This window comes from Leucobacter exalbidus, from assembly GCF_017834145.1.
GTDB classification, from domain to species: Bacteria; Actinomycetota; Actinomycetes; order Actinomycetales; family Microbacteriaceae; genus Leucobacter; species Leucobacter exalbidus.
The window spans coordinates 1,720,954-1,746,084 of sequence record NZ_JAFIDA010000001.1 but is presented as its reverse complement, the minus strand read 5'-3'; the positions used below and the strand labels follow the sequence as shown (position 1 = coordinate 1,746,084).

General features: G+C 61.1%; 17 protein-coding genes, 3 rRNA genes and 2 pseudogenes. 17 read left to right on the top strand and 5 right to left on the bottom strand.

Going from position 1 to position 25,131, the window contains the following annotated elements:
- Nucleotides 1–227: 227 nt before the first annotated feature.
- The gene (locus tag JOF28_RS07870) at nt 228–935 is read left to right on the top strand and encodes an SDR family oxidoreductase (protein WP_209705260.1); all 708 of its coding nucleotides are present in this window, start codon (nt 228–230) and stop codon (nt 933–935) included.
- Complete coding sequence (locus JOF28_RS07865; protein WP_245190219.1) at nt 928–1,464, top strand: FAD-binding protein; 537 nt, start codon at nt 928–930, stop codon at nt 1,462–1,464. The genes JOF28_RS07870 and JOF28_RS07865 overlap by 8 nt, the downstream gene beginning before the upstream one ends.
- Before the next feature lie 41 nt (nt 1,465–1,505).
- On the opposite strand, the pseudogene JOF28_RS07860 reads toward JOF28_RS07865, so the two are convergent.
- Nucleotides 1,506–1,799, bottom strand: a pseudogene (locus tag JOF28_RS07860) (integrase core domain-containing protein); the annotation flags it as partial.
- 4 nt (nt 1,800–1,803) lie between these two features.
- Nucleotides 1,804–3,244 (bottom strand): annotated as a pseudogene (locus tag JOF28_RS07855) (IS30 family transposase).
- A gap of 235 nt (nt 3,245–3,479) precedes the next feature.
- Between JOF28_RS07855 and JOF28_RS07850 the strand changes: the two are divergent.
- The 5 genes from JOF28_RS07850 (at nt 3,480) to JOF28_RS07830 (ending at nt 9,436) form a co-directional block, all read left to right on the top strand.
- On the top strand, nt 3,480–3,857 hold the full coding sequence (locus JOF28_RS07850; RefSeq protein ID WP_209705258.1) for a hypothetical protein: 378 nt from the start codon (nt 3,480–3,482) through the stop codon (nt 3,855–3,857).
- Nucleotides 3,854–4,231 (top strand): helix-turn-helix domain-containing protein, encoded by a 378-nt coding sequence (locus tag JOF28_RS07845; protein ID WP_209705257.1) that lies wholly within the window; start codon nt 3,854–3,856, stop codon nt 4,229–4,231. Before JOF28_RS07850 ends, JOF28_RS07845 begins: the two co-directional genes overlap by 4 nt.
- Nucleotides 4,232–4,241: 10 nt before the next feature.
- Complete coding sequence (locus JOF28_RS07840) at nt 4,242–4,673, top strand: hypothetical protein (protein ID WP_209705256.1); 432 nt, start codon at nt 4,242–4,244, stop codon at nt 4,671–4,673.
- Nucleotides 4,674–4,760: 87 nt separating this feature from the next.
- Complete coding sequence (locus JOF28_RS07835; protein ID WP_209706909.1) at nt 4,761–7,961, top strand: type I restriction endonuclease subunit R; 3,201 nt, start codon at nt 4,761–4,763, stop codon at nt 7,959–7,961.
- A 53-nt stretch (nt 7,962–8,014) separates the two neighbouring features.
- On the top strand, nt 8,015–9,436 hold the full coding sequence (locus tag JOF28_RS07830; RefSeq protein ID WP_209705255.1) for a DUF2130 domain-containing protein: 1,422 nt from the start codon (nt 8,015–8,017) through the stop codon (nt 9,434–9,436).
- Between the two features lie 72 nt (nt 9,437–9,508).
- On the opposite strand, the gene JOF28_RS07825 is transcribed toward JOF28_RS07830, so the two are convergent.
- Nucleotides 9,509–10,081, bottom strand: coding sequence for a hypothetical protein (locus JOF28_RS07825; protein WP_209705254.1), 573 nt, complete (start codon nt 10,079–10,081; stop codon nt 9,509–9,511).
- Between the two features lie 108 nt (nt 10,082–10,189).
- Between JOF28_RS07825 and JOF28_RS07820 the strand changes: the two genes are divergently transcribed.
- From JOF28_RS07820 to JOF28_RS07785, 8 genes are all read left to right on the top strand, one after another.
- Nucleotides 10,190–11,434, top strand: a complete 1,245-nt coding sequence (locus JOF28_RS07820; protein WP_209705253.1) for a sensor histidine kinase — start codon at nt 10,190–10,192, stop codon at nt 11,432–11,434.
- Nucleotides 11,431–12,096 (top strand): response regulator, encoded by a 666-nt coding sequence (locus JOF28_RS07815; protein WP_209705252.1) that lies wholly within the window; start codon nt 11,431–11,433, stop codon nt 12,094–12,096. The genes JOF28_RS07820 and JOF28_RS07815 overlap by 4 nt, the downstream gene beginning before the upstream one ends.
- 52 nt (nt 12,097–12,148) lie before the next feature.
- Entirely contained in the window at nt 12,149–12,505 is a 357-nt protein-coding gene (locus JOF28_RS07810) for a VOC family protein (protein WP_209705251.1), read from the top strand.
- A 426-nt stretch (nt 12,506–12,931) separates the two neighbouring features.
- Nucleotides 12,932–14,458, top strand: a 16S ribosomal RNA gene (locus tag JOF28_RS07805).
- Nucleotides 14,459–14,879: 421 nt separating this feature from the next.
- A 23S ribosomal RNA gene (locus tag JOF28_RS07800) occupies nt 14,880–17,990 on the top strand.
- 137 nt (nt 17,991–18,127) lie between these two features.
- Nucleotides 18,128–18,244 (top strand): 5S ribosomal RNA (gene rrf, locus JOF28_RS07795).
- The 16S, 23S and 5S rRNA genes sit together here, the layout of an rRNA operon.
- Nucleotides 18,245–18,421: 177 nt before the next feature.
- A complete protein-coding gene (locus JOF28_RS07790) occupies nt 18,422–18,874 on the top strand; it encodes a DUF3817 domain-containing protein (protein ID WP_209705250.1) in 453 nt (150 codons plus the stop codon).
- 115 nt (nt 18,875–18,989) lie between these two features.
- A complete protein-coding gene (locus JOF28_RS07785) occupies nt 18,990–19,772 on the top strand; it encodes an SOS response-associated peptidase (RefSeq protein ID WP_280909315.1) in 783 nt (260 codons plus the stop codon).
- Here the strand turns inward: JOF28_RS07785 and JOF28_RS07780 are convergent.
- A complete protein-coding gene (locus JOF28_RS07780; RefSeq protein WP_209705248.1) occupies nt 19,769–20,260 on the bottom strand; it encodes an Lrp/AsnC family transcriptional regulator in 492 nt (163 codons plus the stop codon). The two genes, JOF28_RS07785 and JOF28_RS07780, sit on opposite strands and share 4 nt — an antisense overlap.
- Before the next feature lie 79 nt (nt 20,261–20,339).
- On the opposite strand from JOF28_RS07780, the gene JOF28_RS07775 reads away from it, so the two are divergent.
- Nucleotides 20,340–23,645 (top strand): aminotransferase class III-fold pyridoxal phosphate-dependent enzyme, encoded by a 3,306-nt coding sequence (locus tag JOF28_RS07775; protein WP_209705247.1) that lies wholly within the window; start codon nt 20,340–20,342, stop codon nt 23,643–23,645.
- Between the two features lie 142 nt (nt 23,646–23,787).
- Complete coding sequence (locus tag JOF28_RS07770) at nt 23,788–24,453, top strand: TetR/AcrR family transcriptional regulator (protein ID WP_209705246.1); 666 nt, start codon at nt 23,788–23,790, stop codon at nt 24,451–24,453.
- A gap of 84 nt (nt 24,454–24,537) precedes the next feature.
- Here the strand turns inward: JOF28_RS07770 and JOF28_RS07765 are convergent, their stop codons facing one another.
- The gene (locus JOF28_RS07765; RefSeq protein ID WP_209705245.1) at nt 24,538–24,942 is read right to left on the bottom strand and encodes a TFIIB-type zinc ribbon-containing protein; all 405 of its coding nucleotides are present in this window, start codon (nt 24,940–24,942) and stop codon (nt 24,538–24,540) included.
- Nucleotides 24,943–25,131 lie beyond the last annotated feature (189 nt).

The window sequence follows — 25,131 nt, the reverse complement described above, 5'->3', positions numbered from 1 at the left end:
CGAGAGACCTTTCGTGTTTTGCTGGGCCCTCGGGCGGTGCAAAATTACGGGAACACAGCACACTTACCTGTAGTTACAGATAAGTGTGCGGCGGTGATTTCCGTCAGCGAGCAACCGAGGGAGGCAGCCATGACCGTGGCTGAAGTGCAGAACGAAGAGCAGGGGCGAGACCTGTCTGGTCGTCGCGTCGTGATCATCGGCGGCACCGGATCAGTGGGGAGGGCGTCGTGCGCGCCTGGCTGATGACTCGGGACGAGATCATTTTTCCTTCGCGTTCCGAGGCTCGCGTCGCCGAGTTCCGTGAGGTGCTGGGCGCACTCGCCGAGCATCCCAACCTGCACTTCGTCATTCATGACTACGTGACGTTCGACGGCGCCGAGTCACTGGCCGCGGCCGTAGAGACCCAGTTCGGCCCGGTGACCGACGTCGTCGCATCGATTGGTGGCTGGTGGCAGGGGCGGCCGCTCTGGCAGGTGACACGCGATGAGTGGAACCGTTACTTCGTAGAACTCACCACCGCCCACTTCGCGACCGCGCGGGCGTGGATTCCGCGACTGCCGAAGCATGGCAGCTACCAGCTGATCCTGGGCGGCAGCGCGACCACCCCCGTGCCCGGGGCCTCCATCATCAACATGGAGCAGGCCGCCCTCAAGATGATGCACGAGGTTCTCTCGCAAGAGGTTGGTGCCGAGCGACGTGTTTTCGCGCAGATACTCGGCCCGGTCGAAACTCGTCAGCGTCAGTGGGTCGACCCGACCTGGGTGTCGGATGCCGAGGTGGGGCGCGTGAGTGTCGCGGCGGCCGCGAACTCGGCCGCATCCTCGGCACAGTTCACGCTGCGTAACAAGGAACATGTGAGTCGGGTGCTGCAGCAGCTCGCCGAGGGGCGGCAGGAAGCAACGAACGAAGCAGCGACTGGTGAAGAAAATGAGTGAGCTGGGCCAGCAGGGTCAGCAGATCTGGCCGGATCTGCCCGAAACTCTGCAGCGGGTGGCGGTGCGGGCGGACGACACCGACTACTGGCGGTTGCGCTCCAGCTACATGGGCGCTGGGAGCCCCGAACTGGTGCTGCGGCCGACACACGACGACGAAGCCGCCGCCGTGGTGGAGTACGCGACAAGCGTGCGCCGCGAAGTCGGCACGACGGGCAATACCGGCACGACCGGCAACACTAGCGATCCCGTGCCGTTCAGCGTGCGCTCGGGCGGTCATGGCATCTCGGGCAGCTCGACCAACACGGGCGGCATCATCCTCGACCTGTCGAGCATGCGCGACATCGAATTGCTCGACCCGCAGGTCGGCATGTTCGACGTGGGGGCGGGTGCCGCTTGGGGTGACGTCGCGCCAGTGCTCACCCCGCACGATTTGGCCCTGACCAGCGGCAACTTCGGCGATACTGGGGTAGGTGGCCTCGCGACAGCTGGCGGGGTGTCAAGTGTCGTGTTTGGTAGAGGGTTCTTTTAGCGGGTTTGGGTCTGCTGTAGGAGTTGGTGACAGTTAATACGTCAGGCCGCGAGAGCGACCGACGTGTTTATGATGGCCTCGAACTCGACCGGGGTCAACCGGCCTAGGCGAGGCTGCCGACGTCGGCGGTGGTAGGTGCGCTCGATCCAAGTCACAATCGCGATCCGTAGCTCTTCACGGGTAGCCCAGGAGCGACGGTTGAGCACGTTTTTCTGCAAGAGACTGAAGAAACTCTCTATCGCCGCGTTGTCGCCGGCAGCACCAACTCGCCCCATCGATCCCACTAGGCCGTGACGTGAGAGCGCACGCCGGAATTTCCGGCTTCGAAACTGGGTGAGTTCAACCGGTCGATGCAACACCGGGTCGTTGAACCAACTGTAGCTGCTCCGTGAATACCTCTGCCGGGGTCTTCCAACCCAACACCTTTCTGGGCCGGTTATTCAACGTGTACGCCACCGCCTCAAGCTCCTCCACACTCCACCTTGAAAGATCAGTACCCTTCGGAAAATACTGTCGCAGGAGCCCGTTCGTGTTCTCGTTCGTAGGCCGCTGCCACGGCGAATGCGGATCCGCGAAGAACACCTTCGTGCCAGTCTCGAATGCGAACTTCGCATGAGCGGAGAGCTCTTTCCCGCGATCCCACGTCAACGTCTTCCTGAGCTGCTGCGGTAGCTGAGACATCGCCACAGTCAGCGCATCGGCCATCGCCACAGCCCCATACCCACCAAGCGCGGGCCCGTTCTTCACCACCGGTTGCTCCCCATACCCCTCCAGTCGAGGCAGATGCACCAACAACGTGGAACGGCTCTTCCGCTCAACGAGGGTGCCTATCGCCGACCGGTTCGTCCCGATGATGAGGTCCCCTTCCCAATGCCCCGGAACTGCACGATCAGCAGCCTCCGCTGGCCTCTCAGAAATCACCACATCAGCGGTGACATGCCCCCTGCGGTGTGTTGCGCGACCTCGCCCGCGGTTTCCGGAGCGCACGCCCAGTCCGAAGCGCCGCGACGAGTTCACGCTTCAGCGCGCCACGACCCTCGATATAGAGAGACTGGTAGATCGCTTCGTGACTGATACGCATACTCTCATCATCGGGGAAATCGACCTTCAACCGTTCGGAGATCTGTTCCGGGCTCCACCCCAGGAACCACTTCCGGTCCTGCCGATGCGGCTTATTTAGTCCCTTCCATACCGGGGCTTTGGGTCCCGTAACGATGGTGCCATCGGGCAGCCGAACCTCACCAGAAAGACGCTCCTGCACGTACTCCCGCAAGTGATCGTGCTGCACAAGCTTCGCTACTTTGGGACGTTTCGCGGCCTGTTGCGCTTTCCATTGCGCGACCAACGGCCGGTATTCTGGCTTCCCGCTCCGGGTGGCTGCGTTCCGTCGTAACTCACGTGAAATCGTTCCAGGGTCACGCCGCAACTGGCGGGCAATCTCACGCACCCCAATGTTCCGGGCGCGAAGGAGGCCGATCTCTTCACGTTCCTCAAATGAGAGATACCGCCCAGTGGGCTCGCACAAACTCAGTGGTGTCATACCCCCAGCATGCCGAAACCACCTCGTACCTACTGGCACTGACACGCCCACCTGTAGCGCAGCTTCAGCCGAGGTGATCCCAGTGGCGATCAGACGCCAAAACTCGCGCTGAACTGACCGGGAAGGCTCCGGTCTACCAGGAGATCGCATCGGGGGCCGTAACGCCCTATCCGCACGCCACTGCCGACGCACCACCTCGGGCGCATCACCGGTTTTCGCGGCCCAATCTTTCGTCGCCATTCTTGAACACCTCCATCATCAGGGTGTTGCGACAACCAATTGAATCCGCCAGCCGCTCCTGGACGTGGTTGAAACAACGGTAAGGGAAAATAAAACTCTCGCAGAAACAAGAGACACGTTGCTTCCCAAGCTGATGTCGGGTCAGCTGCGCGTGCGTGACGCGGAGCGCATAGCCAGCGAGGCAGGAGCCTAGATTGAAGCCGCGGTGTCGCAGCGAAAAGAAAAGTGTTAAGTTATGAATGAACACTTAACTCGGTTCTGGCCAGGCTGCGACACCGTGTTTGCGATGAACCGTAGGTCGGGGAGGAGCGATGCGATTGACTTCATTCAAGGTCTTCAAATTCGTTATCGTGCAAGATACGCGAAGTACCTCGAGTATCTGCGTGACGGCACCCCGATCAAGACGCCTGAGAACTTTCGCCGGCTGAGTTCTGCCGGCGACGAAGCGATCGTCTACGAAATCAAAGTAGACAAGTACCGCCTGTACCTTATTCGCTACCAACTCTGTTGGTACGCAACCCACGGGCGAGAGAAGCCCAAAGACAGTCAAGTGCCACGAGAAATCCGCAAAGCACAAGACATCTTCTGGGAATGGAACGGAGACAAACCATGAGCAACGACATCTTCTCCCTCGGAGACCCCACCTATGATGCCGTTTACGCTGAAGAAGCCGCGAAGATCGATGCGGCCGAGCGTATCGCAGGGGCACTTGAACGTAGCGGGATGAGCCGAGCCGAGCTTGCCCGCGCGCTCGGTGTGAGCCGTGCAGAAATTACCCGTCGGCTCAAGGGTGAACACAACATCGGCGTGGCAACGCTTGCGGCTACCCTCCACGTGCTGGGTGAAAGCCTCGAACTCAACCCCGCTGCGGGTTCTAACGTCACACGACCACGTGAAACGGATTGGCGCCTACCGCGAACCAGCCGCCACAGGGCTGCAGCTCGCAGCTCAGTCTGGGCGCGAGAATCAGAGGCACAGAATGTCTGACCCATCGATAATGACAGTTGACTCTCCACTCATCATGTCGCTCCAGGTAGAGATAGCGGCGCCGGCCGAGCCACACGTTGACTGGAGCATCGGGTATGCACCAGAACCCGATGAATCTGGCAACCGGTTCTTGCTGGCCCATTTGCATGTCGCGACAGGTGACGGCACCGCAGATATCGATGTCTCGGGTGTACTTCAGGGGGACAACGCGGGAGCGCTTCTCGAGGAATCCGAGATTGTTACCTTCGAAAGGCAGCTTGACTCCGTTGCCAGCCTCAACCTTCTGTACTTCACTGCGAGAACTGCTGCGCTTGGGGCGCTCGGTCTGATCGAATCTCGACCCGAGATTCCGACCTCCGCGCCTAAAGCGCGACTGGCACGTCTCGTTCGAGCTGACGGGGTCGAAGCATCTCACCAAACATCAGAACCTGCCGAGGCATAGCTCTGCACTGAAACCCGGCAGCATCGTTCTGATTTTACGCATTCCCCTACACGCCACGAAAATCACATGAGAGAAGGAGCCGCGATGATGCGCGCGAGCGAGGCTGACTGGGAAGACAGGGTGCTCGACCTACTAGCCGAGCCACTCGGGTGGCGGGCCGTAGCCGGCAGCGAGATCGCGCCCGGCACGGGGGAACGCGAAAAGTGGGACGACCTACTCATCCAGCCGCGCCTCATCGCAGCACTACGCCGCCTGAACCCGGGTATCCCCGCTGAGTACCTGCAGCAGGCAGCTATCGAGATTGCGACGCCGTCGTCGCAAGACGCTATCACCGAGAACGAACGTGTGCACCGCATGCTCGTCGACGGTTACCGTATGAGTTACGTCGACGTTGACGGCACCCCGCAGCATCCCACGCTGCAGTTACTGAGCCCGGTTCCCGAGCGCAACGACTGGCTCGCCGTGAACCAGGTCACACTGCGTCAGAACGTTCCGGGGCGGGGAGACATTCATCGCCGCTTCGACGTGGTGCTCTATGTCAATGGCCTGCCGCTCAGCGTCATCGAACTGAAGCGGGCCGGTGCCAATGCGGGGGTGGCCGCAGCGCACGCCCAACTGCACACCTATCTAGAAGAGTTCCCCCTCGCGTTTCGATTCTGCGTCTTCAACCTCGCCAGTGACGGACTCGATGCCCGCTATGGCACTCCGTTCACGCCGCTCAACCACTTTTCGCCGTGGAACGTCGACGACCACGGCAAGAAGCTCGCCCAGCCTCGCCTCGAGCACGTGCTCGACGACCCCAACCCGGTCGATGTGCAACCCATTGACGACGCAGTATTGGGGCTCTACGAGCAGACCCGCTTCCTGACGCTCACGCGACACTTCACTGCGTTCGACCAAGGCGAAGACGGCCTGGCGAAACGCATCGCTAAACCGCACCAGTACTTCGCCGTCACCAAGGCCGTCGCTGCAACGGCGCACGCCGTGGACTCCGACGGTAAGGCTGCTGTCGTTTGGCACACGCAGGGCTCGGGTAAATCTATGGAGATGGAGCTCTACGCTGGTCTCGTTGCCCGCCACGAGAAACTGCGCAACCCGACACTGGTGGTCGTCACCGACCGCACCGAACTCGACGGCCAGCTTTACGAAACCTTCAATCGCAGCCAGTTGCTTACGGAGTCCCCGCGCCAGCTGGGCAGCCGTGAAGATCTGCGCGATGAACTCGCGGCACGCGTTACCGGCGGTATTTTCTTTACGACGCTACAGAAGTTCGGCCTGAACAAGGCCGAGAAGGACTCGGGACTGAAACACCCTCACCTGAGTGACCGCCGCAATATCATCGTGGTCGTTGATGAGGCACACCGTAGTCACTACGACTCACTCGACGGGTACGCCCACCATCTCAAGCGGGCGCTACCCAACGCAACCCTCATCGCGTTCACGGGCACCCCTATCTCGTTCGCCGAGCGTAATACGCGTGACGTGTTCGGTGACTACATTGACATCTACGACCTCAGCCGTGCCGTGGAAGACGGTGCCACCGTACCTGTCTCGTTCGAACCACGCCTCATCCAAGTGGACTTCGCCCAGGAGGTCTCCGTCGACGAGATCGACGCCGCGGCCGATGAAGCCACGCTGGGGCTCGACGACACCGAGCGCGCTAAAATCGAAGCATCGGTGGCCGTGATGAACGCGGTCTACGGCGCCCCCGAGCGCATCGAGGCGCTCGCCAAAGACATCCTCACCCACTGGGATCGTCGGAGTGCGGCAATGACCCCCCTCATCGAGGGGCCAGGTAAAGCGCTCGTCGTTGGCGGCACTCGCGAGATCTGTGCCAAACTCTACGATGCCATCGTGACGCTGCGCCCCGAGTGGCACTCCGATGATCCGATGTCAGGCCGCATCAAGGTCGTCTACTCGGGTACGCCCTCAGACCCCGACCTCATCAGAACCCACGTGCGCCGCGATTCCGAGAACGCGCGCATCAAGGCGCGGCTGAAAGACCCTAACGACGAGCTCGAGCTCGTGATCGTCAAGGACATGATGCTCACCGGCTTCGACGCGCCCCCACTGCACACCCTGTACCTTGACCGTCCGCTCAAGGGTGCGCTGCTGATGCAGACATTGGCCCGTGTCAACCGCACCTTCCGCGGTAAGGCAGACGGGCTGCTTGTGGCTTACGCTCCGCTCGTCGATAACCTCACTGCGGCGCTCGCTGAGTACACCGATACCGATCGGGCTAATAAACCTGTGGGTCGCAACACCGAAGAAGCGATGCAGCTCACCGAACAGTTGGTCGACGATATTCGAGCGCTGCTGGTCGGTTGCGACTGGCAACGAATCGTGCGATCCGGCCACCCCCGCGCTAAAAGCACCGCAGCCACCGTGGCCACCGAGCACCTGCGCGATCCTGCGCGCATGGCGAGTGATGGCACCACGAGCGCGGCAACGCGCTTCCGTGAGCTGAGCGGCAAGCTAGCGCGAGCCTGGGCGCTTGCCACGGGGGCCGAGAACCTGAACGAGCTGCGTGACGAGATCTCCTTCTACGAGGAGGTGCGGGTGTGGATGGCAAAGTACGATGCTCTGGCGCGGCAGACTGATGATGAGCCAGTACCTGAGGAGGTGCAGCGGTTGCTGCGCAGCCTCGTGGCCGAGTCCACGGCATCGGGTGACGTGATCGACATCTACGAAGCGGCCGGGATTCCTAAGCTCTCGCTCGATGACCTGAGCGCAGAATCTCTCTCGCGCACGCAGCAGGCGCGCAACCCCCAGCTCGCCATTGAGGCGCTGCGGGCTCAGCTCACGGCAGAGAGCCGCCAGATTTCCCGCGGCAACCTTGTGTGGCAGCAGGCCTTCTCCTCTCGCATTGCCGACGTGATGCGCCGGTACACCAACCAGCAGCTCACCGCTGCGCAGGTGATTGCCGAGATGTACGAGCTCGCTCGAGAAGTGGTGGCCGAGGCAGCTCGCGGGGAGAGCTTTGACCCGCCGCTCTCGCGTGACGAGCTCGCCTTCTTCGACGCGATCGCCAGCAACGATTCAGCCCGTGAAACCCAAGGCGACCAGGTGCTCGCCACAATCGCGCGCGAACTCGTGGCGGTCGTGCGGCGAGACGTGCGCACCGACTGGACCGTGCGCACCGAGGTGCGGGCGAAGCTGCGAGCCGCCATTAAACGGCTGCTCGTGAAGTACCGGTATCCACCCGATAAGCAGGTGGGAGCGATCGAGCTCGTGATGGACCAGATGGAAGAAATCGCCCCGCGTTACGCCGATGAGCGTGGCGCGTAGCGGTGCAGCAGACAACAGCCCGTATACATTGACCGAGTGAAGGAAGCGCGCCCATGAACGAGATCAAGTGCCCGCACTGCGGCAAAACGTTCACCGTCGACGAGGCCGGTTACGCAGACATCGTGAAGCAGGTGCGTGACAGTGAATTCGAGAGCCAGCTGCACGAGCGGCTCGAGCTCGCCGCCCAAGAAAAGAAGAACGCCCTGGAGCTTGCAACGGCGAAAGCGCAGAGTGAATTACAAGAGGCCGTAGCTGTGAAGGCGGCGGAGGTAGCCGCGCTGCAGGCCACGATCGACGCCGGAGCGACCAACCAGAAGCTTGCCGTGGCCGAGGCGCTCGGAGCGATCGAGAAAGAGCGCGATACGCTGCGCAACGATCTTGAGAAAGCACAGCAAGAGAAGCGATCCGCTGTTGAGCTGGCAGAGGCAAAGCTCGCGGCCGAACTGCAGAAAACGACTGCCGAAGCCACCGCCGAGGTGCGCGAACTGAAGGCTCAGATCGCTTCGGCCGAGATGGCCAAGAAGCTTGAGCTCACCGAAGCCGTGGGCATCGTTGAAAAGCAGCGCGATGAGCTGCAGAGCAGCCTCGAACGTGCGGGGCTTGAGAAAGATCTCGCTGAGAAGTCCATGAAAGACAAGTACGAGACGCAGTTGAAAGACCGCGACGACGCTATCGAGCGTCTGAAAGACATGAAGGCGAAGCTCTCCACGAAAATGGTGGGCGAGACGCTCGAGCAGCACTGCGAAATCGAGTTCAACCGGCTGCGCTCCACCGCCTTCCCTAACGCCTACTTCGAGAAAGACAACGACGCCCGCACCGGCAGCAAGGGCGACTACATCTTCAAAGACCTCGACCCGGCCGGCACCGAGTTCGTGTCGATCATGTTCGAGATGAAGAACGAGAACGATACGACGGCCACCAAGAAGAAGAACGAAGACTTTTTCAAGGAGCTCGATAAAGACCGCACTGAGAAGGGCTGCGAGTACGCCATTTTGGTGTCGCTGCTCGAGCCCGAGAACGAGCTGTACAACACGGGCATCGTTGACGTCTCGTACCGATACCCCAAGATGTACGTCATTCGGCCGCAGTTCTTCGTGCAGATGATCTCGCTGCTGCGGGATGCCGCCATGAACTCGCTGAAGTACAAGACTGAGCTGGCGCAGGTGCGCGCGCAGAACGTCGACATCACCAACTTCGAAGAGAACCTCGAAGCATTCAAGAGCGCATTTGGCCGCAACTGGCGCCTCGCGTCCGAAGGCTTCGACGAGGCTGTCAAGCGCATCGACGAGTCGATCAAGGATCTCGAGAAGGTGAAGCAGGCGCTGCACAAGTCGGCGAACAACCTGCGGCTCGCAAACGACAAGGCAGACGACCTTACGATCAAGAAGCTCACGCGCGGCAACCCCACGATGGCGGCGAAGTTCGCCGAGCTCGAATCGGGCGCCGAGCTTGAGACCGGCCCCGCGGCGGGCTGAGCGGCTGAGCTGCTGAGCGGCAGAGCGGCTGACCAGCCGGGCGGCAAGCGAGTACCTGTGAGGCCACCACGCCTACGATGAGAGCTGCTCGCTGGGCTCTCGCGACCGAAACACGTCGGCCACGAGATCCCACAGCGGCCCGGTGATGAGCCAGATCACCAGCACCAACCCGATGCGGGGATACCAGTTGGCAAGCTCGGCCGTGCGGGCAGGGTCACCGACCAGCAAGATGATGGCGCCCAGCACCAGGCTTGCGATCGCGCCCGCGAGCAGCGCTCGCAGCCACTGCTGCCACTCATATCGCACGTGTGCGGGCCCGGTCTTGGGTCGTTTGGTCGGTGCGGGGCCGCCACCGAAGCGGTGCGCAAAGTGGGCGTCGACGGTCGAGATGAGCTGATGACCAAACGCCACCGTAAACCCGAGATACACGGCGCCGAGGCCGTGCGCAAAGTCTGCGACCGCCCGGTTGGCCAGCAGATCCCACGCGATCAGCGTTAGGAGTAGCACGTCGATCACGGGCACCGACAGCAGCAGCGCGGTCGATAGTCGTTGCAAACGTAGCAGGTACCGGGCCGCCAGCCCCAGCAACATAACCACCCAAAACCCGACCTCGCAAGCGATGATGCCCCACACAATAATGCTCATGGATATCAGCGTGCTCGTGTTTGTGTGGCCGCGGATCCTGCCGCGGGCCGCCCCATCTCCTCCCGGGGGATGAGCCGATACGGGCAAAGACTCTGCAAGTATGGGGGCATGATCGCGCGCAGCTGGGAGCAACTCAACGCTCACCCTCGCACGCGCGACGGGGTCGTCGCCGTGCTGTGGCTGATGCTCGGCCTCGCCATTTTACAGCTGGGCATGTTGCAGGTCTGGGCTGAGTTCGCGGTATTTCGTACGCGCGGCACTGTTTTCTTGGTGGCCTTGCTCGCCATGGCCGCGATCGCGACGATGCGTTCGACGCGACCGTTCCTTGCCCTCGGGCTGGGGGCTGCCGTCGCCGCGGTCGACCTGTCGTTTGGTGGCAGTCTCGGCGTCGTATTGATTTTGAGTGACCTGATCTACGCCGCGGTGAAGTACGGCAGCGACCGCGGGCTGCGCATTGCACTGTGGGCGACGCTCGCGTTCGGGGTGCTGCTCATTGTCTGTCTACTGGTCGTGTCGCCCGCGGGCCAGACTGTGCCCACGGTCGTCGTACAGTTGGGGTTGCTGGTGGTGATCTCTGCGGCGTGGGGCTGGGCCGTGCGCAGCGAGCGGGCCCGCACGCGCACGGCCCTCGTGCGCACCCACGCCCGTCAGACCACTGAGATGCGCGAGCGCATCGCCCACGATCTACACGACCTCGTCGCCAATCAGATCGCGGTCGCCGGCCTCAACATCGAAGCCGCGAAGCTGCAGCTCGCCACGGCCACCGCGCCTGCAGCCGCTGCAGGATCTGTGCTGCCCGCCAATGCTCTCGCCGCAAGCCTCGAGCGCGCGAAGCACGGCACCGATGCCGCGCACCGCGAGCTCCGCAGCCTCATCACCGTGCTCACAGCGTCGCTCGAGCTCGATGCTCCAGAGCAGCACCCCAATGATCCGGATCAGCTGACAAACGAACTCAATTCGCTCGCAGATGTACTGCCCGCGCACCGAGATCTGCGGTGGCCTGAGGGTGATTTTGACCGCACGCATGCGCTCCTCGCGGCCGAGCCAGCTGCGCGCCGAGGCGTGATGCTGCGCGTGCTACGAGAGCTCCTCGCCAACGCGGCCAAACACGGCGCGGGCGACGTCACCGTGGAATTGGCGGCCGAACACACACGGATCTCCCTCACCAATGAGATCGCGCGGGGCTCGCGCACCGCCCCAGGTAACGGCCACGGGCTGCGGGCCTCGGCCGCGCTGCTCGAGATGGTCGGCGGCCGCCTCGAGAGCCGACGAGAAACAGACAGTGCCACCTGGATCGCGACCGTAGCGCTGCCGGGAACGGAGCCCACAGTGGCAGAAGAAGGAGTCCGATGACCGAGATCATTCGCGTGGTGGTCGCCGACGACCACGAAGCCGTGCGCAGCGGGGTCACCGCGATCCTCAGCGCCGATGCCGGCATCGAGGTTGTGGCCGAGGCCACCAACGGATTCGACGCGGTGGCCCAGTGCCACAAACACGCCCCCGATATTGCGCTCGTCGACATGCGCATGCCTGGCACAGACGGCATCTGGGCCACCGAACGCATTACGGCCGAGACCCAGACCCGCGTGATCGTGCTCACGACCTTTGACGCCGATGACCTCATCATGCGAGCGTTGGCCGCCGGCGCGAGCGGATACCTACTCAAGAGCGTCAGCGGGGTTGAGATGCTGCAAAGCATCAGGCACGTGATGGCCGATCGCCGCGTGATTGACCCGGCAATTGCCGAGGGGCTGATCTCACGCGCGCTTGCCAGCGATGCCGCGCAGCCCCAGACCTCGCCGCCCGGCACTTCACCTCTTGCACTCGAATCGCTCACTGCACGCGAACGAGAGGTGCTTGGCCTCGTCGCGCAGGGGCTCAGCAACCCGGCGATCGCGCGGGCCCTAGGGGTAGGCGTCACAACGATCAAAACCCACGTAGGTGCGCTCTACGCCAAAAGCGGGGTCGCCTCACGCGTGCAGCTCGCGAATGCGGCCCGGGCTGCGGGCGCATAAATCTGCTCCGGATCCCTTCCCGTGCGCCCCGCCCCCGCGTAGGCTCAACACCATGAGCCAACACCGCCGTGTCTTTGACTACATCGAGTTGGGTGCGCCCGACATTGCGGCGGCCAAGCGCTTCTATGCAGAAGCGTTCGGTTGGGCCTTCACCGATTACGGGCCGGGGTATGCAGGTATCCAAGACCCCGCGGGCGGGGGAGAGGTCGGCGGGCTCGACGCAGGCACCACTCCTACCGCGGGTGGGCCACTCGTGCTGCTCTACGCCGAAGACCTCGACAGTACAGTCGCTGCCGTGGTGGCAGCCGGCGGCACCATTACGAATGGCACCTATGCATTCCCCGGCGGCCGCCGTGCACACTTTCGCGATGTAGCGGGCAATGAACTGGGGGTCTGGTCGGTCGCTTAATTCTTTGCGACGACCCAGATTTGGCTGCCTGTATAGGTTTACCGGTTCGACACGCCACGGTGGAGGCCTGAAGTTGCCCTGACCTTGGCATCTGCGTATTGTTATCTCTTGTCACTGCAACGCTGCCGGGCCGGAACAACAGTCCGGCTCATTAGCTTGCGCAAATACTTACTTGAAGTTGTGGTAAGTTAGACAGGTTGCTCTTCGGAAGGCCTTTGGCTGGTACGGGGAGTGTCTGGTCCTTGAGAACTCAATAGTGTGCACTTAAATTGTCAAATGCCAATTTATTTAAACCCTTCCCGATCTTCGGATTGGTGGGGTTGTTTTGGACAAATTATATGAACGTCAGTAATGATGTTCGTTTTTGTCAGGTTGAACTCGTTCTGCTGGGAAGCTTTTTCCGTTTTCTGGTGGGGCATGTAATTTTTTACGGAGAGTTTGATCCTGGCTCAGGACGAACGCTGGCGGCGTGCTTAACACATGCAAGTCGAACGCTGAAGCCCTAGCTTGCTGGGGTGGATGAGTGGCGAACGGGTGAGTAACACGTGAGTAACCTGCCCATCACTCTGGGATAAGCACTGGAAACGGTGTCTAATACTGGATATGCACAGCGGCCGCATGGTCAGTTGTGGGAAAGATTTATCGGTGATGGATGGACTCGCGGCCTATCAGCTTGTTGGTGAGGTAATGGCTCACCAAGGCGACGACGGGTAGCCGGCCTGAGAGGGTGATCGGCCACACTGGGACTGAGACACGGCCCAGACTCCTACGGGAGGCAGCAGTGGGGAATATTGCACAATGGGCGCAAGCCTGATGCAGCAACGCCGCGTGAGGGATGAAGGCCTTCGGGTTGTAAACCTCTTTTAGTAGGGAAGAAGCGAAAGTGACGGTACCTGCAGAAAAAGCACCGGCTAACTACGTGCCAGCAGCCGCGGTAATACGTAGGGTGCAAGCGTTGTCCGGAATTATTGGGCGTAAAGAGCTCGTAGGCGGCTTGTCGCGTCTGCTGTGAAAACCCGAGGCTCAACCTCGGGCTTGCAGTGGGTACGGGCAGGCTAGAGTGCGGTAGGGGAGATTGGAATTCCTGGTGTAGCGGTGGAATGCGCAGATATCAGGAGGAACACCGATGGCGAAGGCAGATCTCTGGGCCGCTACTGACGCTGAGGAGCGAAAGCATGGGGAGCGAACAGGATTAGATACCCTGGTAGTCCATGCCGTAAACGTTGGGAACTAGATGTAGGGCCTGTTCCACGGGTTCTGTGTCGTAGCTAACGCATTAAGTTCCCCGCCTGGGGAGTACGGCCGCAAGGCTAAAACTCAAAGGAATTGACGGGGGCCCGCACAAGCGGCGGAGCATGCGGATTAATTCGATGCAACGCGAAGAACCTTACCAAGGCTTGACATGTAGAAGAACGGGCGAGAGATCGTCAACTCTTTGGACACTTCTATACAGGTGGTGCATGGTTGTCGTCAGCTCGTGTCGTGAGATGTTCGGTTAAGTCCGGCAACGAGCGCAACCCTCGTCCTATGTTGCCAGCACGTAATGGTGGGAACTCATGGGATACTGCCGTGGTCAACACGGAGGAAGGTGGGGATGACGTCAAATCATCATGCCCCTTATGTCTTGGGCTTCACGCATGCTACAATGGCCGGTACAATGGGCTGCGATACCGCGAGGTGGAGCGAATCCCAAAAAGCCGGTCTCAGTTCGGATTGGGGTCTGCAACTCGACCCCATGAAGTCGGAGTCGCTAGTAATCGCAGATCAGCAACGCTGCGGTGAATACGTTCCCGGGCCTTGTACACACCGCCCGTCAAGTCATGAAAGTCGGTAACACCCGAAGCCGGTGGCCTAACCCCTTGTGGGAGGGAGCTGTCGAAGGTGGGACTGGTGATTAGGACTAAGTCGTAACAAGGTAGCCGTACCGGAAGGTGCGGCTGGATCACCTCCTTTCTAAGGAGCACTCAACAACATTGTTGTTGCAGAATGTTCAGGACATCACCGTACGTGTGATGCTGAACGCTCATGGGTGGAACATTCGACAAAGTAAACTTTGATTTGCTCGTCTGTGCAAGTACGCCAGGTCCTTTACGGGGCAGGGTTGGAAAGCGTGGGTGAGTGGGTTCTAGTTTCAAGACAGTGCATACTATTGGGTCCTGAAGGCCCAGCCAGCTGCTCCTGTATGGGGGTGGGTGTTTGGTTTCTTCGGGCCCTTCTGCGTCGCACTTGTTGGTGGCGTGGTTGGGATCGACCGTACGTTGAGAACTACACAGTGGACGCGAGCATCTAACAACAACCTACGGGTTGTTGTTGATACTAAATTTTTTTCATTGGTCGCATTATTTATAATGTGATTTTTTTGATACTTATGTGATTTCAAATCTTTAAGAGCAAACGGTGGATGCCTTGGCATCTGGAGCCGAAGAAGGACGTAGTAATCTGCGATAAGCCTCGGGGAGCCGATAAACGGGCTGCGATTCGAGGATTTCCGAATGGGGAAACCCCGCCAGGGCACTTGTGTACCTGGTGACTCCCGCCTGAATATATAGGGCGGGTAGAGGGAACGGGGGGAAGTGAAACATCTCAGTACCCCCAGGAAGAGAAAACAAAAGTGATTCCGGTAGTAGTGGCGAGCGAACCCGGATGAGGCTAAACCGGTCATGTGTGATACCCGGCAGGGGTTGCATGGTCGGGGTTGTGGGACTTGTTGGATGGGTCTGCCGGCCTGTCAACGTGAGAGTGAAGCTATAGGAGAACGACTTGGAATGGTCGACCGGAGTGGGTGAGAGTCCCGTATCCGAAATGGTTTTACCGCGTGATGAGTATCCCAAGTAGCACGGGGCCCGAGAAATCCCGTGTGAATCTGTCAGGACCACCTGATAAGCCTAAATACTTCCAGATGACCGATAGCGGACTAGTACCGTGAGGGAAAGGTGAAAAGTACCCCGGGAGGGGAGTGAAATAGTACCTGAAACCGTTTGCTTACAATCCGTCGGAGCTAGCTTGTTCTAGTGACGGCGTGCCTTTTGAAGAATGAGCCTGCGAGTTAGCGATATGTGGCGAGGTTAACCCGTGTGGGGTAGCCGTAGCGAAAGCGAGTCTGAATAGGGCGATTCAGTCGCATGTCCTAGACCCGAAGCGAAGTGATCTATCCATGGCCAGGTTGAAGCGCGTGTAAGAGCGCGTGGAGGACCGAACCCACTTAGGTTGAAAACTGAGGGGATGAGCTGTGGATAGGGGTGAAAGGCCAATCAAACTTCGTGATAGCTGGTTCTCTCCGAAATGCATTTAGGTGCAGCGTTGCGTGTTTCTTGCCGGAGGTAGAGCTACTGGATGGCCGATGGGCCCGAAAAGGTTACTGACGTCAGCTAAACTCCGAATGCCGGTAAGTGAGAGCGCAGCAGTGAGACTGTGGGGGATAAGCTTCATAGTCGAGAGGGAAACAACCCAGATCACCATCTAAGGTCCCAAAGCGCGTGCTAAGTGGAAAAGGATGTGGAGTTGCTGTGACAACCAGGAGGTTGGCTTAGAAGCAGCCACCCTTGAAAGAGTGCGTAATAGCTCACTGGTCAAGTGATTCCGCGCCGACAATGTAACGGGGCTCAAGCACGCCACCGAAGTTGTGGCATTTAACGTATAGACAAGCCTTTTGTGGTTCAGTCCGTTGGATGGGTAGGAGAGCGTCGTGTGGCCATTGAAGCGGCGGTGTGAACCAGCCGTGGAGGCTACACGAGTGAGAATGCAGGCATGAGTAGCGAAAGACGGGTGAGAAACCCGTCCTCCGGAAGACCAAGGGTTCCAGGGTCAAGCTAATCTTCCCTGGGTAAGTCGGGACCTAAGGCGAGGCCGACAGGCGTAGTCGATGGACAACGGGTTGATATTCCCGTACCGGCGGTAAACCGTCAAAGGCCTAACGAGTAGTGCTAAGCAAACCTAAGCTTGCATGGATCCTTCGGGTGATGTGTGGGTGGTGGCTGCGAACCCAAAGCTCGGGTGGTGAGCGTGAGGTGTGACGCAGGAAGGTAGCCTGTGCCGGGCGATGGTTGTCCCGGTGTAAGTATGTAGCCTGTTCCTTATTAATAGTTTGGGACATGAAGGGTGAGATACGATGCGGACCCTTTGGGGGAAGCAGGTGATCCTATGCTGCCTAGAAAAGCATCGACGTGAGGTTTGCTGTTGCCCGTACCCCAAACCGACTCAGGTGGTCAGGTAGAGAATACTCAGGAGATCGAGATAATCATGGTGAAGGAACTCGGCAAAATGCCCCCGTAACTTCGGGAGAAGGGGGGCCATCCGCTTATTAGACTTTACGTTGAAAGGGTGTGGTGGCCGCAGAGACCAGTGGGGAACGACTGTTTACTAAAAACACAGGTCCGTGCTAACACGCAAGTGGATGTATACGGACTGACGCCTGCCCGGTGCTGGAAGGTTAAGAGGAGAGGTTAGGACCTTTGGGTTCGAAGCTTTGAATTTAAGCCCCAGTAAACGGCGGTGGTAACTATAACCATCCTAAGGTAGCGAAATTCCTTGTCGGGTAAGTTCCGACCTGCACGAATGGCGTAACGATTCCCCAGCTGTCTCCACCGTGAACTCGGCGAAATTGCAATACGAGTAAAGATGCTCGTTACGCGCAGAAGGACGGAAAGACCCCGTGACCTTTACTACAGCTTGGTATTGGTGTTCGGTGTGGCCTGTGTAGGATAGGTGGGAGACTGTGAAGCTGTGACGCTAGTTATGGTGGAGTCGTTGTTGAAATACCACTCTGGTCATATTGGATATCTAACTATGGACCCTGATCGGGTTCTGGGACAGTGCCTGGTGGGTAGTTTAACTGGGGCGGTTGCCTCCTAAAGAGTAACGGAGGCGCCCAAAGGTTCCCTCAGCCTGGTTGGTAATCAGGTGGCGAGTGTAAGTGCACAAGGGAGCTTGACTGTGAGACTGACAGGTCGAGCAGGGACGAAAGTCGGGACTAGTGATCCGGCAGTGGCTTGTGGAAGCGCTGTCGCTCAACGGATAAAAGGTACCTCGGGGATAACAGGCTGATCTTGCCCAAGAGTCCATATCGACGGCATGGTTTGGCACCTCGATGTCGGCTCGTCGCATCCTGGGGCTGGAGTTGGTCCCAAGGGTTGGGCTGTTCGCCCATTAAAGCGGTACGCGAGCTGGGTTTAGAACGTCGTGAGACAGTTCGGTCCCTATCCTCTGCGCGCGTTGGAAATTTGAGAGGATCTGACCCTAGTACGAGAGGACCGGGTTGGACAGACCTCTGGTGTGCCAGTTGTTCTGCCAAGGGCATGGCTGGTTGGCTACGTTTGGGATGGATAACCGCTGAAAGCATCTAAGCGGGAAGCCGGCCTCGAGATGAGATTTCCGTACACCATTTGGTGTGTGAGGCTCCCAGTAGATTACTGGGTTGATAGGCCAGATGTGGAAGCCCGGTAACGGGTGGAGCTGACTGGTACTAATAAGCCGATGGTTTGATTTCTTCCCACTTGTTGGGCATAAGATTTTTAGTGTAACGATTGTTCGCGTCTACTTTGTGGTTCCCAACGGACGGCCACACCCCCAAACAAGACACCACTGGTGGCTAGGGTTTGGGTGTGGTTTGTATGTTGATAGCGTTACGGTGGTTATAGCATCAGGGAAACGCCCGGTCACATTCCGAACCCGGAAGCTAAGACTGATTGCGCCGATGGTACTGCACTCGGGAGGGTGTGGGAGAGTAGGTCACCGCCGGACACCTTTTCAATGAAGGGGTCGTTAGGATGTTCACGATTGAGTGAGCGTGTCCTGACGGCCCCTTTGTTTTACCCACTACCACCATAGACGGTACAAAGACGCGGTGTGAAGAAGATCACACTAAAGGATGATGCTTCTGACCATGGGTTTTCAGGGCAACGCGGTAATCTTACAGTCATGACACCGCGCATTCTGTTTCGCACATTCGCCTTCGCCGAGGTCGTCACCTGGGCAGGCCTCATCACCGCGCTCATCCTGCGCGCAACCGACACCGCCGACCTGGTCTCCATCGCCGGCGGCCTCCACGGCTTCGTATTCCTGTGCTACGGTGTCACCACCGTATTCGTATGGGTCAACCAGAAGTGGGGCGTAGGTCGAGGTATACTCGGCCTCGTGAGCGCCGTCATTCCATTCGCGACGGTGCCCTTTGAAATCGCCACCGACCGCAAAGGCCTGCTCGCTGGCGGATGGCGCCTAGCTCCCGGTGGCGATGCTCCGCGGGGTTTTATTGAACACGTGCAGGCATGGGTGCTCAGTCACCTCGTGCTCGCCATCGTGCTGCTCATCGCCCTCATCGTGATTGCCTACGTTGTGTTGCTGCAGCTCGGCCCACCCGTACCTCGCGGCTAACCAAACCAGCCGCACGTCTGCACGACAACGTTGAACGCCGCCCCGCTCGCCAGAGCCGGGCGGCGTTTTGTGTCGCGGGGGTGACAGTGTCGTGGGGTCGGCGTAGCCTGAGGGCATGTGCGGTAGGGTGATCGTGGATTACGAAGAGATGTTGAGGGTGGCCGGTGACACCGCCCTCGCTGAGTGGCTCACTGCTGCCCCGCAAGGAGCCGCGTCGAGCTGGAACATCCCGCCCACTAGAGCGCTCGCAATTGCGCTCACTGATCCCGTTACTGGTAGCAAGCACTTCGAACTTGCTCACTGGTCACTCGCCCCGCCCTGGGCTAAACAGTTGAACTCAAAGTTTCCTACGTTTAACGCTCGCGCAGAAACTGCGGCAGAGAAGCCGACATTTCAAGCGGCGGTGCAGCATGCTCGCTGCGCCATCCCAGTATCGGGTTTCTACGAGTGGACGGGCTCCAAAGAAAGACGGGTACCGCACGCAATCTTTGGGCCGGCACCCGTGCTCATTCTCGCGGGGTTGTACTCGTGGTGGCGTGCGCCGGGCAGTGACGACCGGTGGACGCTCACCACCACGATCTTGACCCAGCCCTCGGCGGGCAAAATGACAGACTTGCACGACCGCATGCCCGTCTTCTTGGCTGATGAGCTGACGGCAGAGTGGCTCGATCCGGCAACGCTGGGAGATCAGCACCTCGTAAATGCGGTGACCGCAATGGCGATCTCAGTGTCATGCGAGCTGCGCACGCATGAGGTGCGGCCGCTGCGCGGCGACGGCGCACACCTGATGGATCCGATGCCAAGGGCGTCATCCCCGAGCCAGCAGGCGCCAGATCAGTTGGCGCTCTTTGGTGAGGAATTCTTGGATATCGCTCCCAACGAACGGCCACCGCGTTAGCGCGTGCCCCAGCCGAAGCGGTGCGTATGGATGGAGAAATATGGAAACGACTCGACGCGGATCACGCCAGAAATGCCAGAGACGTCACGATTGATGACTGCGAACAGATCGTCTTGGTCTTCGGCAATTACCTCAACCATGAGGTTGAACTGACCCGCAGTGAACACGACATAGATGACGCAGTCGAGCGCGCTCAGCGCATCTGCGACAACCTCGGCGTCTCCTCGTACTGAGACCCCGAGCATCGCCATGCTGCGATAGCCCATGCGCAGCGGGTCAGTCACGCCCACGACCTGTACGACGTCCTGTTCCTCCAATCGCATCACGCGTTTACGCACCCCTCCGGGGGTGAGCGCGACGAGCTTGGCTAGATCGGCGTAGCTCAGCCGACCGTCCTCTTGCAGCGCGCTAATCAACACACGGTCAATGGCATCGAGATCAACTTCGTCGGGTTGGCGCGCAGAGATGGCGCTTGTGTTCGCGGGCATGGTCTTAGGGTAACGAATCATTACTTCACAGATGCTCGATGTCAGGTACCGTTACGAGTGGACCAACCTGGAGGGCGATATGACTGCACCGAACAATCACTGGCTACTTGCGCGGCCGAGCATCGACGCCGTGACGGCGCAGCGCCTTGCGGCCGAGCTCTTCGGCATTGACGGGGCAGTCACCGAACTTGGCAGCCAGCAAGACCGCAATTTTCGTATCGCTGGCGAAGACGCGGCGATGCTGCTGAAATTTGACCACCCCGATGCGCCCGTAGAGCGCCGCCTGCTGCAGCGTCTGGTCATCGATGCGCTCACCGAGGCGGGGGTGCAGACTCCGCGGCTGCTGCAGGCGGTCGCAACTGGGCCGGAGATGGCAACTGCGCCGGTGCGGCTCGCTGCCGAATCGGCCGCGGTTGCCTCTGGGCATGCCGAGCACACCGATGACTCGACCGTCGCTGTCACCACGGCCGTCACCGCCGACGGGCTCACGGTCGCGGTGCGCGGGTTTGCCTGGATCGAAGGCGAAGCACTTGAATCAGAGCCCCGCACTAGCGGCGCACGTGCTGAGCAGTTGGGTCGGATTGCAGGCCGCACAGTGGCCGCGCTGGCGGGTAACGCGGAGTGCGAGGCCCCAGCTCGACCCGTATCGAGCGCGCTGAACGCGGCCGCCAACGCAGCGGCTACCGCAGCGGCCCCGAGCCAGTGGGAGCTCGGTAACGCGCTCACCGTCATCGAAGAACTCGCCCATTACTTGCCCGCTAACAAGCGCGAGATCTGTCTGGCTGCCGCACGTGTCGCTGCTGCCGAGGTTACTGCGGTCGAGGCCGAGCTACCGACTCAGGTGATCCATGGCGATATCACGACCGATAACGTGATGCGTGCCGCAGACGGCGGGCTGTGGGTCATCGATCTCGGCGACGCCGGGCTCTCGTGGCGAATCGCTGAGCTCGCGGTCACCGCGGCCGATGTGCTCGGCCGCACCGGCAGTCTCGCCCACGCCGGGCGCGCAGTGCGCGGGTTCGCCGACGAGATGCGCCGGGCGGGCACCCCACTCTCGGGCGCCGAGTGTCACGCACTGTGGCCCCTCATCGTGCTGCGCGGCGCCACCCTCGCGGTGAGCGGATGGAGTCAGCTCGATATTGATCCGGGGAACGATTACGCCCGCGAGCGTATGGACCATGAGTGGCGCGTGTTCGCCGAGGCGACCGCGATCGACCCCGCGGTGGCCGAGGCCCAGATGCGTCTCGCGGCGGGGCTCTCGCATCGCGCGGGCCTGAGCTATGCACCACTGGTCACGGGAGCAACGGTGGCCGAAGTGCTCGCTGCGCCTGCCGGGCTTGCTGTGCCTGGTGCACCTGCCGTGCTTGACCTCGGCATTGACAGCGAATGGCTCGATCGCGGGGCCTGGCTTGAATCTGGCATCGAAGCGCGGCTCGCAGCCACGCTGCTGGCGGGCGCTTCGTCAGTGGCACGCGGATCTGCGAAACTCGAAGCTGTTACTCCAGCCGCCGACGCGGCGGCTGTTGCGACCCTAGCGAACGGCGCGGCCCCCGCGAATAGCGCGACCCCGAAGGCTGTGGTCGCCCGGTTCGGCGAAGCGCGGCTATCGCGGGTGCCCGCACGTATTGGCGCCGCCGATGCCGAGCCCCGGGCGCGCTGTATTGAGCTGTGGGCGCACCCCGGCACAGAGATTCGGGCCCCGTTCGCGGGCGAACTTACGGTGTTGCCGGGCTCGGGGGCCCTCGACGATGCTGACCTTGAGCTTATCGACGCGGGTGTGGTGCTGCGCATGGCGGGCGTCGCACCCACCGCCGCTCCCGGCCGGGTACGGGCGGGCGACGTCGTGGGGCTGGTGGGGGAGTCTTCGATCCGGATCATGCGTCGCATCGAACGCTCCCCGGATGCCGCAGCGAGCGGCCCGGCGGCGCCCGAGGCGGCCCCGTTCGCTCCGTTTGATGCCGAGTACGAGAGCGATGACGCGCTCGACCCGTCGCCTATATGCGGGTGGGAGATCACATCGGTCGCTGACCCCGAGTTCGAGCGGCTTACCGAGCAGGATCGCCGCAATCACGCGCTGGGCGGGGCCGCAGAGCGGTTCTATACAGACCCGCCGCGTATTGAGCGCGGGTGGCGCAGTCTGCTCGTGGAAACCCGCGGCCGGGCCTACCTTGACATGGTGAACAACGTCACCGCGATCGGGCACTCACATCCTGTGCTTGCCGACCGGGTCGGGCGGCAGTTGCACTTGCTCAACACAAATTCACGCTTCTTGTACCGGGCGTACGCCGATTTCACTGAGAAGCTGCTGGCACACGTCGCGAACCCCGAGCTCGACGTTGTCATTCCCGTCAACAGCGGGTCGGAAGCGGTCGATCTTGCGATTCGCATGGCGCGGGTGGCAACGGGACGGGCGGGCATCGTAGCCGCACGCGAGGGCTACCACGGCTGGACGATGGCCTCAGATGCCGTCACCACCTCGGCATTTGATAACCCAGGCGCGGCGGGCTCGCGCCCCGACTGGGTTCACATCGTCGATGCTCCCAACTCGTACCGCGGCCCGCACCGTGGCACAGCGGCCGGCCCGGCCTACGTGGCCGACTTCGCAGCGAAGCTTGCTGAACTCGAGGCCGTGGGCACTCCCGCCGCGGGGTTCGTGTGCGAGCCCGTGATCGGTAACGCGGGCGGCATCATTCCTCCCGCGGGGTACCTGCCGGCCGTGTATGACGCGATTCGGGCGCACGGTGGTCTCGCGATCGCAGACGAAGTGCAGGTGGGTTATGGCCGTTTGGGCCACGCATATTTCGGCCACGAAATGCTGGGGGCCCGCGCTGACATTATTACCGTCGCGAAGGCGGCGGGCAACGCATATCCGGTGGGGGCGGTGATCACGAGCCGCGCGGTCGTCGACGCGCTCGCACGCGAAGGCATGTTCTTTTCCTCGGCGGGCGGGGCGCCCGCGAGCGCGATCGCGGCCACCGCTGTGATCGATGTGATTGACGCCGAAGATCTGCAGGGCAACGCGCTGCGTGTGGGCGCGCACCTGCGTGAGCGACTCATTGAGCTCGCCGCGCGCCACGACCTCATCGGCACCGTGCACGGCACCGGGTTGTACCAGGGCATCGAGCTGGTGCAAGATCGCGTGACTCTTGAGCCCGCGCGCGCAGCCGCTGAGTGGGTGTGCGAACGTATGCTGCACTACGGTGTCATCGTGCAGCCCGCGAGCGAGCGCCAGAACGTGCTGAAAGTGAAACCACCGATGACGCTGTCGATCGACGAGGCCGATGACTTCATCGCGGCGCTCGATACTGTGCTGACCGAGGTGGCAGAGGTGACTGAGGTGGCAGAGGTGACTGAGGTGGCAGAGGTGACTGAGGTGGCCGGGTAACCTCTCTACAGCGGCCCGCGGCCTTCCATGTGACACGTCATATGACACGTGCAATGACTGTGGGCCCTGAGCGGGCAGTACACTGGGCTCAGCTGCGTCGCGCTCACTTTTCGCGGCGCGAAATCAGGGGAAACGGGGCGGCATGGGAGACAGCAGCAAGCGAGTGCGTCTAGATCAACGGGTGATCGTGGATGGCGTGCTTGAGCTTTCGCGCACCGAACCCACGAGCCGCATCACCTTTAAACGACTGGGCGCGGCCCTCGGCGTCGACGCGACGGCTATGTACCGCCACTTTCGCAACAAAGACGAGCTCACCCGCGCCGCGCTCGATCGGTTGATCGGGGCCGCGGCCGAAGCAGGCCGCGAAGCCCCCGGAAACTGGCGTTCCCGCATCGAAACCTTCCTGTTCCGGCTGGCCGAGCTGAGCCTCGAACACCCATCGATCGCGAGCGAGGGCGCGGTGATTGACGCAGCAGGCATCGGCGATATCGCGGCCGACGAGCTGATCCTTGAACAGCTCACCGAAGCTGGCCTCGCAGGCGATGCCCTGATTCGTGCCTACGCCGCTATCTCGGGCTTCTCACTGTCGCAGGGCGCCGCCCTCGCGCAAGAAGCGATGACGGTCGAGGGCGCGGCACGCGACGGCTCGATCCCGTGGATCGGCAGCTACGGCGTCACGAACCTTGCCGAGTACCCGCACGTCTACGCGCATCGCGACGCCCTCTTTGCTATCAGCGGCATGGACGTGTACCGGGCCGGGGTCGCTGCAATTCTTGACGCGACTGAGCGCGCGGCTGACGGGTCATGATCCGGATCCCATGATCCCAGCTAGATACACCCGTGGCGGCCCCATCCTCAGAATCGGGGCCGTCACGGGTGTGTAACGGTGCGGCTACTCGAAGAGCTCGCCGAGGAAGTCGAACGGCTTCTTCTTTTTGCGACCGTTATAGCGAGGATCGTAGCTGCCATCGCGGCGGTCTGCGTAGCGGTCATCGCGGCGTGAATCATAGCGGTCATCGCGACGATCCTCGACGCGGGGCTGACCGAAGTACGGCTGCTGCGTCTGCCGGGGGGCCGGTGCCTGCTGCTGGAACTGTTGCGCCGGCGGGGCTTGTTGAGGGGCCGGGGTCGGGGCCGCGGAGGCCGCGAGGGCCTCAGCCTCGGCCTGTGCGCGCTCAAGAATTTTGTCGAGCTCGCCGCGATCGAGCCACACACCACGGCATTGCGGGCAATAGTCAATCTCAATGCCCTGGCGTTCGCTCATGAGCAGGGTCGTTCCGTCACTGGGACAATTCATGTTTCTCACACTATGGGGGCGACGCCGAGAGCCAGGTGTAAACCCGGCCCAAACGGGATGATCCGGGGTCGATTCTAAGGTGCGAGGCCGGCGCCAAGAACAGCGCATGAACAGTAGTTGAACGAAGAGTGACCGGCCCCCAGGTGGCCGAAGGGTCGAGGTATTCGCCGGGCCCCGTCGCAAACGGCT

Excerpts from the sequence above, each read along its gene's own strand:
- JOF28_RS07865 (WP_245190219.1), top strand. The coding sequence starts at position 928 with ATGAGTGAGCTGGGCCAGCAGGGTCAGCAGATCTGGCCGGATCTGCCC.
- JOF28_RS07850 (WP_209705258.1), top strand. The coding sequence starts at position 3,480 with ATGAATGAACACTTAACTCGGTTCTGGCCAGGCTGCGACACCGTGTTT.
- JOF28_RS07845 (WP_209705257.1), top strand. The coding sequence starts at position 3,854 with ATGAGCAACGACATCTTCTCCCTCGGAGACCCCACCTATGATGCCGTT.
- JOF28_RS07840 (WP_209705256.1), top strand. The coding sequence starts at position 4,242 with ATGACAGTTGACTCTCCACTCATCATGTCGCTCCAGGTAGAGATAGCG.
- JOF28_RS07835 (WP_209706909.1), top strand. The coding sequence starts at position 4,761 with ATGCGCGCGAGCGAGGCTGACTGGGAAGACAGGGTGCTCGACCTACTA.
- JOF28_RS07830 (WP_209705255.1), top strand. The coding sequence starts at position 8,015 with ATGAACGAGATCAAGTGCCCGCACTGCGGCAAAACGTTCACCGTCGAC.
- JOF28_RS07825 (WP_209705254.1), bottom strand. The coding sequence starts at position 10,081 with ATGAGCATTATTGTGTGGGGCATCATCGCTTGCGAGGTCGGGTTTTGG.
- JOF28_RS07820 (WP_209705253.1), top strand. The coding sequence starts at position 10,190 with ATGATCGCGCGCAGCTGGGAGCAACTCAACGCTCACCCTCGCACGCGC.
- JOF28_RS07815 (WP_209705252.1), top strand. The coding sequence starts at position 11,431 with ATGACCGAGATCATTCGCGTGGTGGTCGCCGACGACCACGAAGCCGTG.
- JOF28_RS07810 (WP_209705251.1), top strand. The coding sequence starts at position 12,149 with ATGAGCCAACACCGCCGTGTCTTTGACTACATCGAGTTGGGTGCGCCC.
- JOF28_RS07790 (WP_209705250.1), top strand. The coding sequence starts at position 18,422 with ATGACACCGCGCATTCTGTTTCGCACATTCGCCTTCGCCGAGGTCGTC.
- JOF28_RS07785 (WP_280909315.1), top strand. The coding sequence starts at position 18,990 with ATGTGCGGTAGGGTGATCGTGGATTACGAAGAGATGTTGAGGGTGGCC.
- JOF28_RS07780 (WP_209705248.1), bottom strand. The coding sequence starts at position 20,260 with ATGCCCGCGAACACAAGCGCCATCTCTGCGCGCCAACCCGACGAAGTT.
- JOF28_RS07775 (WP_209705247.1), top strand. The coding sequence starts at position 20,340 with ATGACTGCACCGAACAATCACTGGCTACTTGCGCGGCCGAGCATCGAC.
- JOF28_RS07770 (WP_209705246.1), top strand. The coding sequence starts at position 23,788 with ATGGGAGACAGCAGCAAGCGAGTGCGTCTAGATCAACGGGTGATCGTG.
- JOF28_RS07765 (WP_209705245.1), bottom strand. The coding sequence starts at position 24,942 with ATGAATTGTCCCAGTGACGGAACGACCCTGCTCATGAGCGAACGCCAG.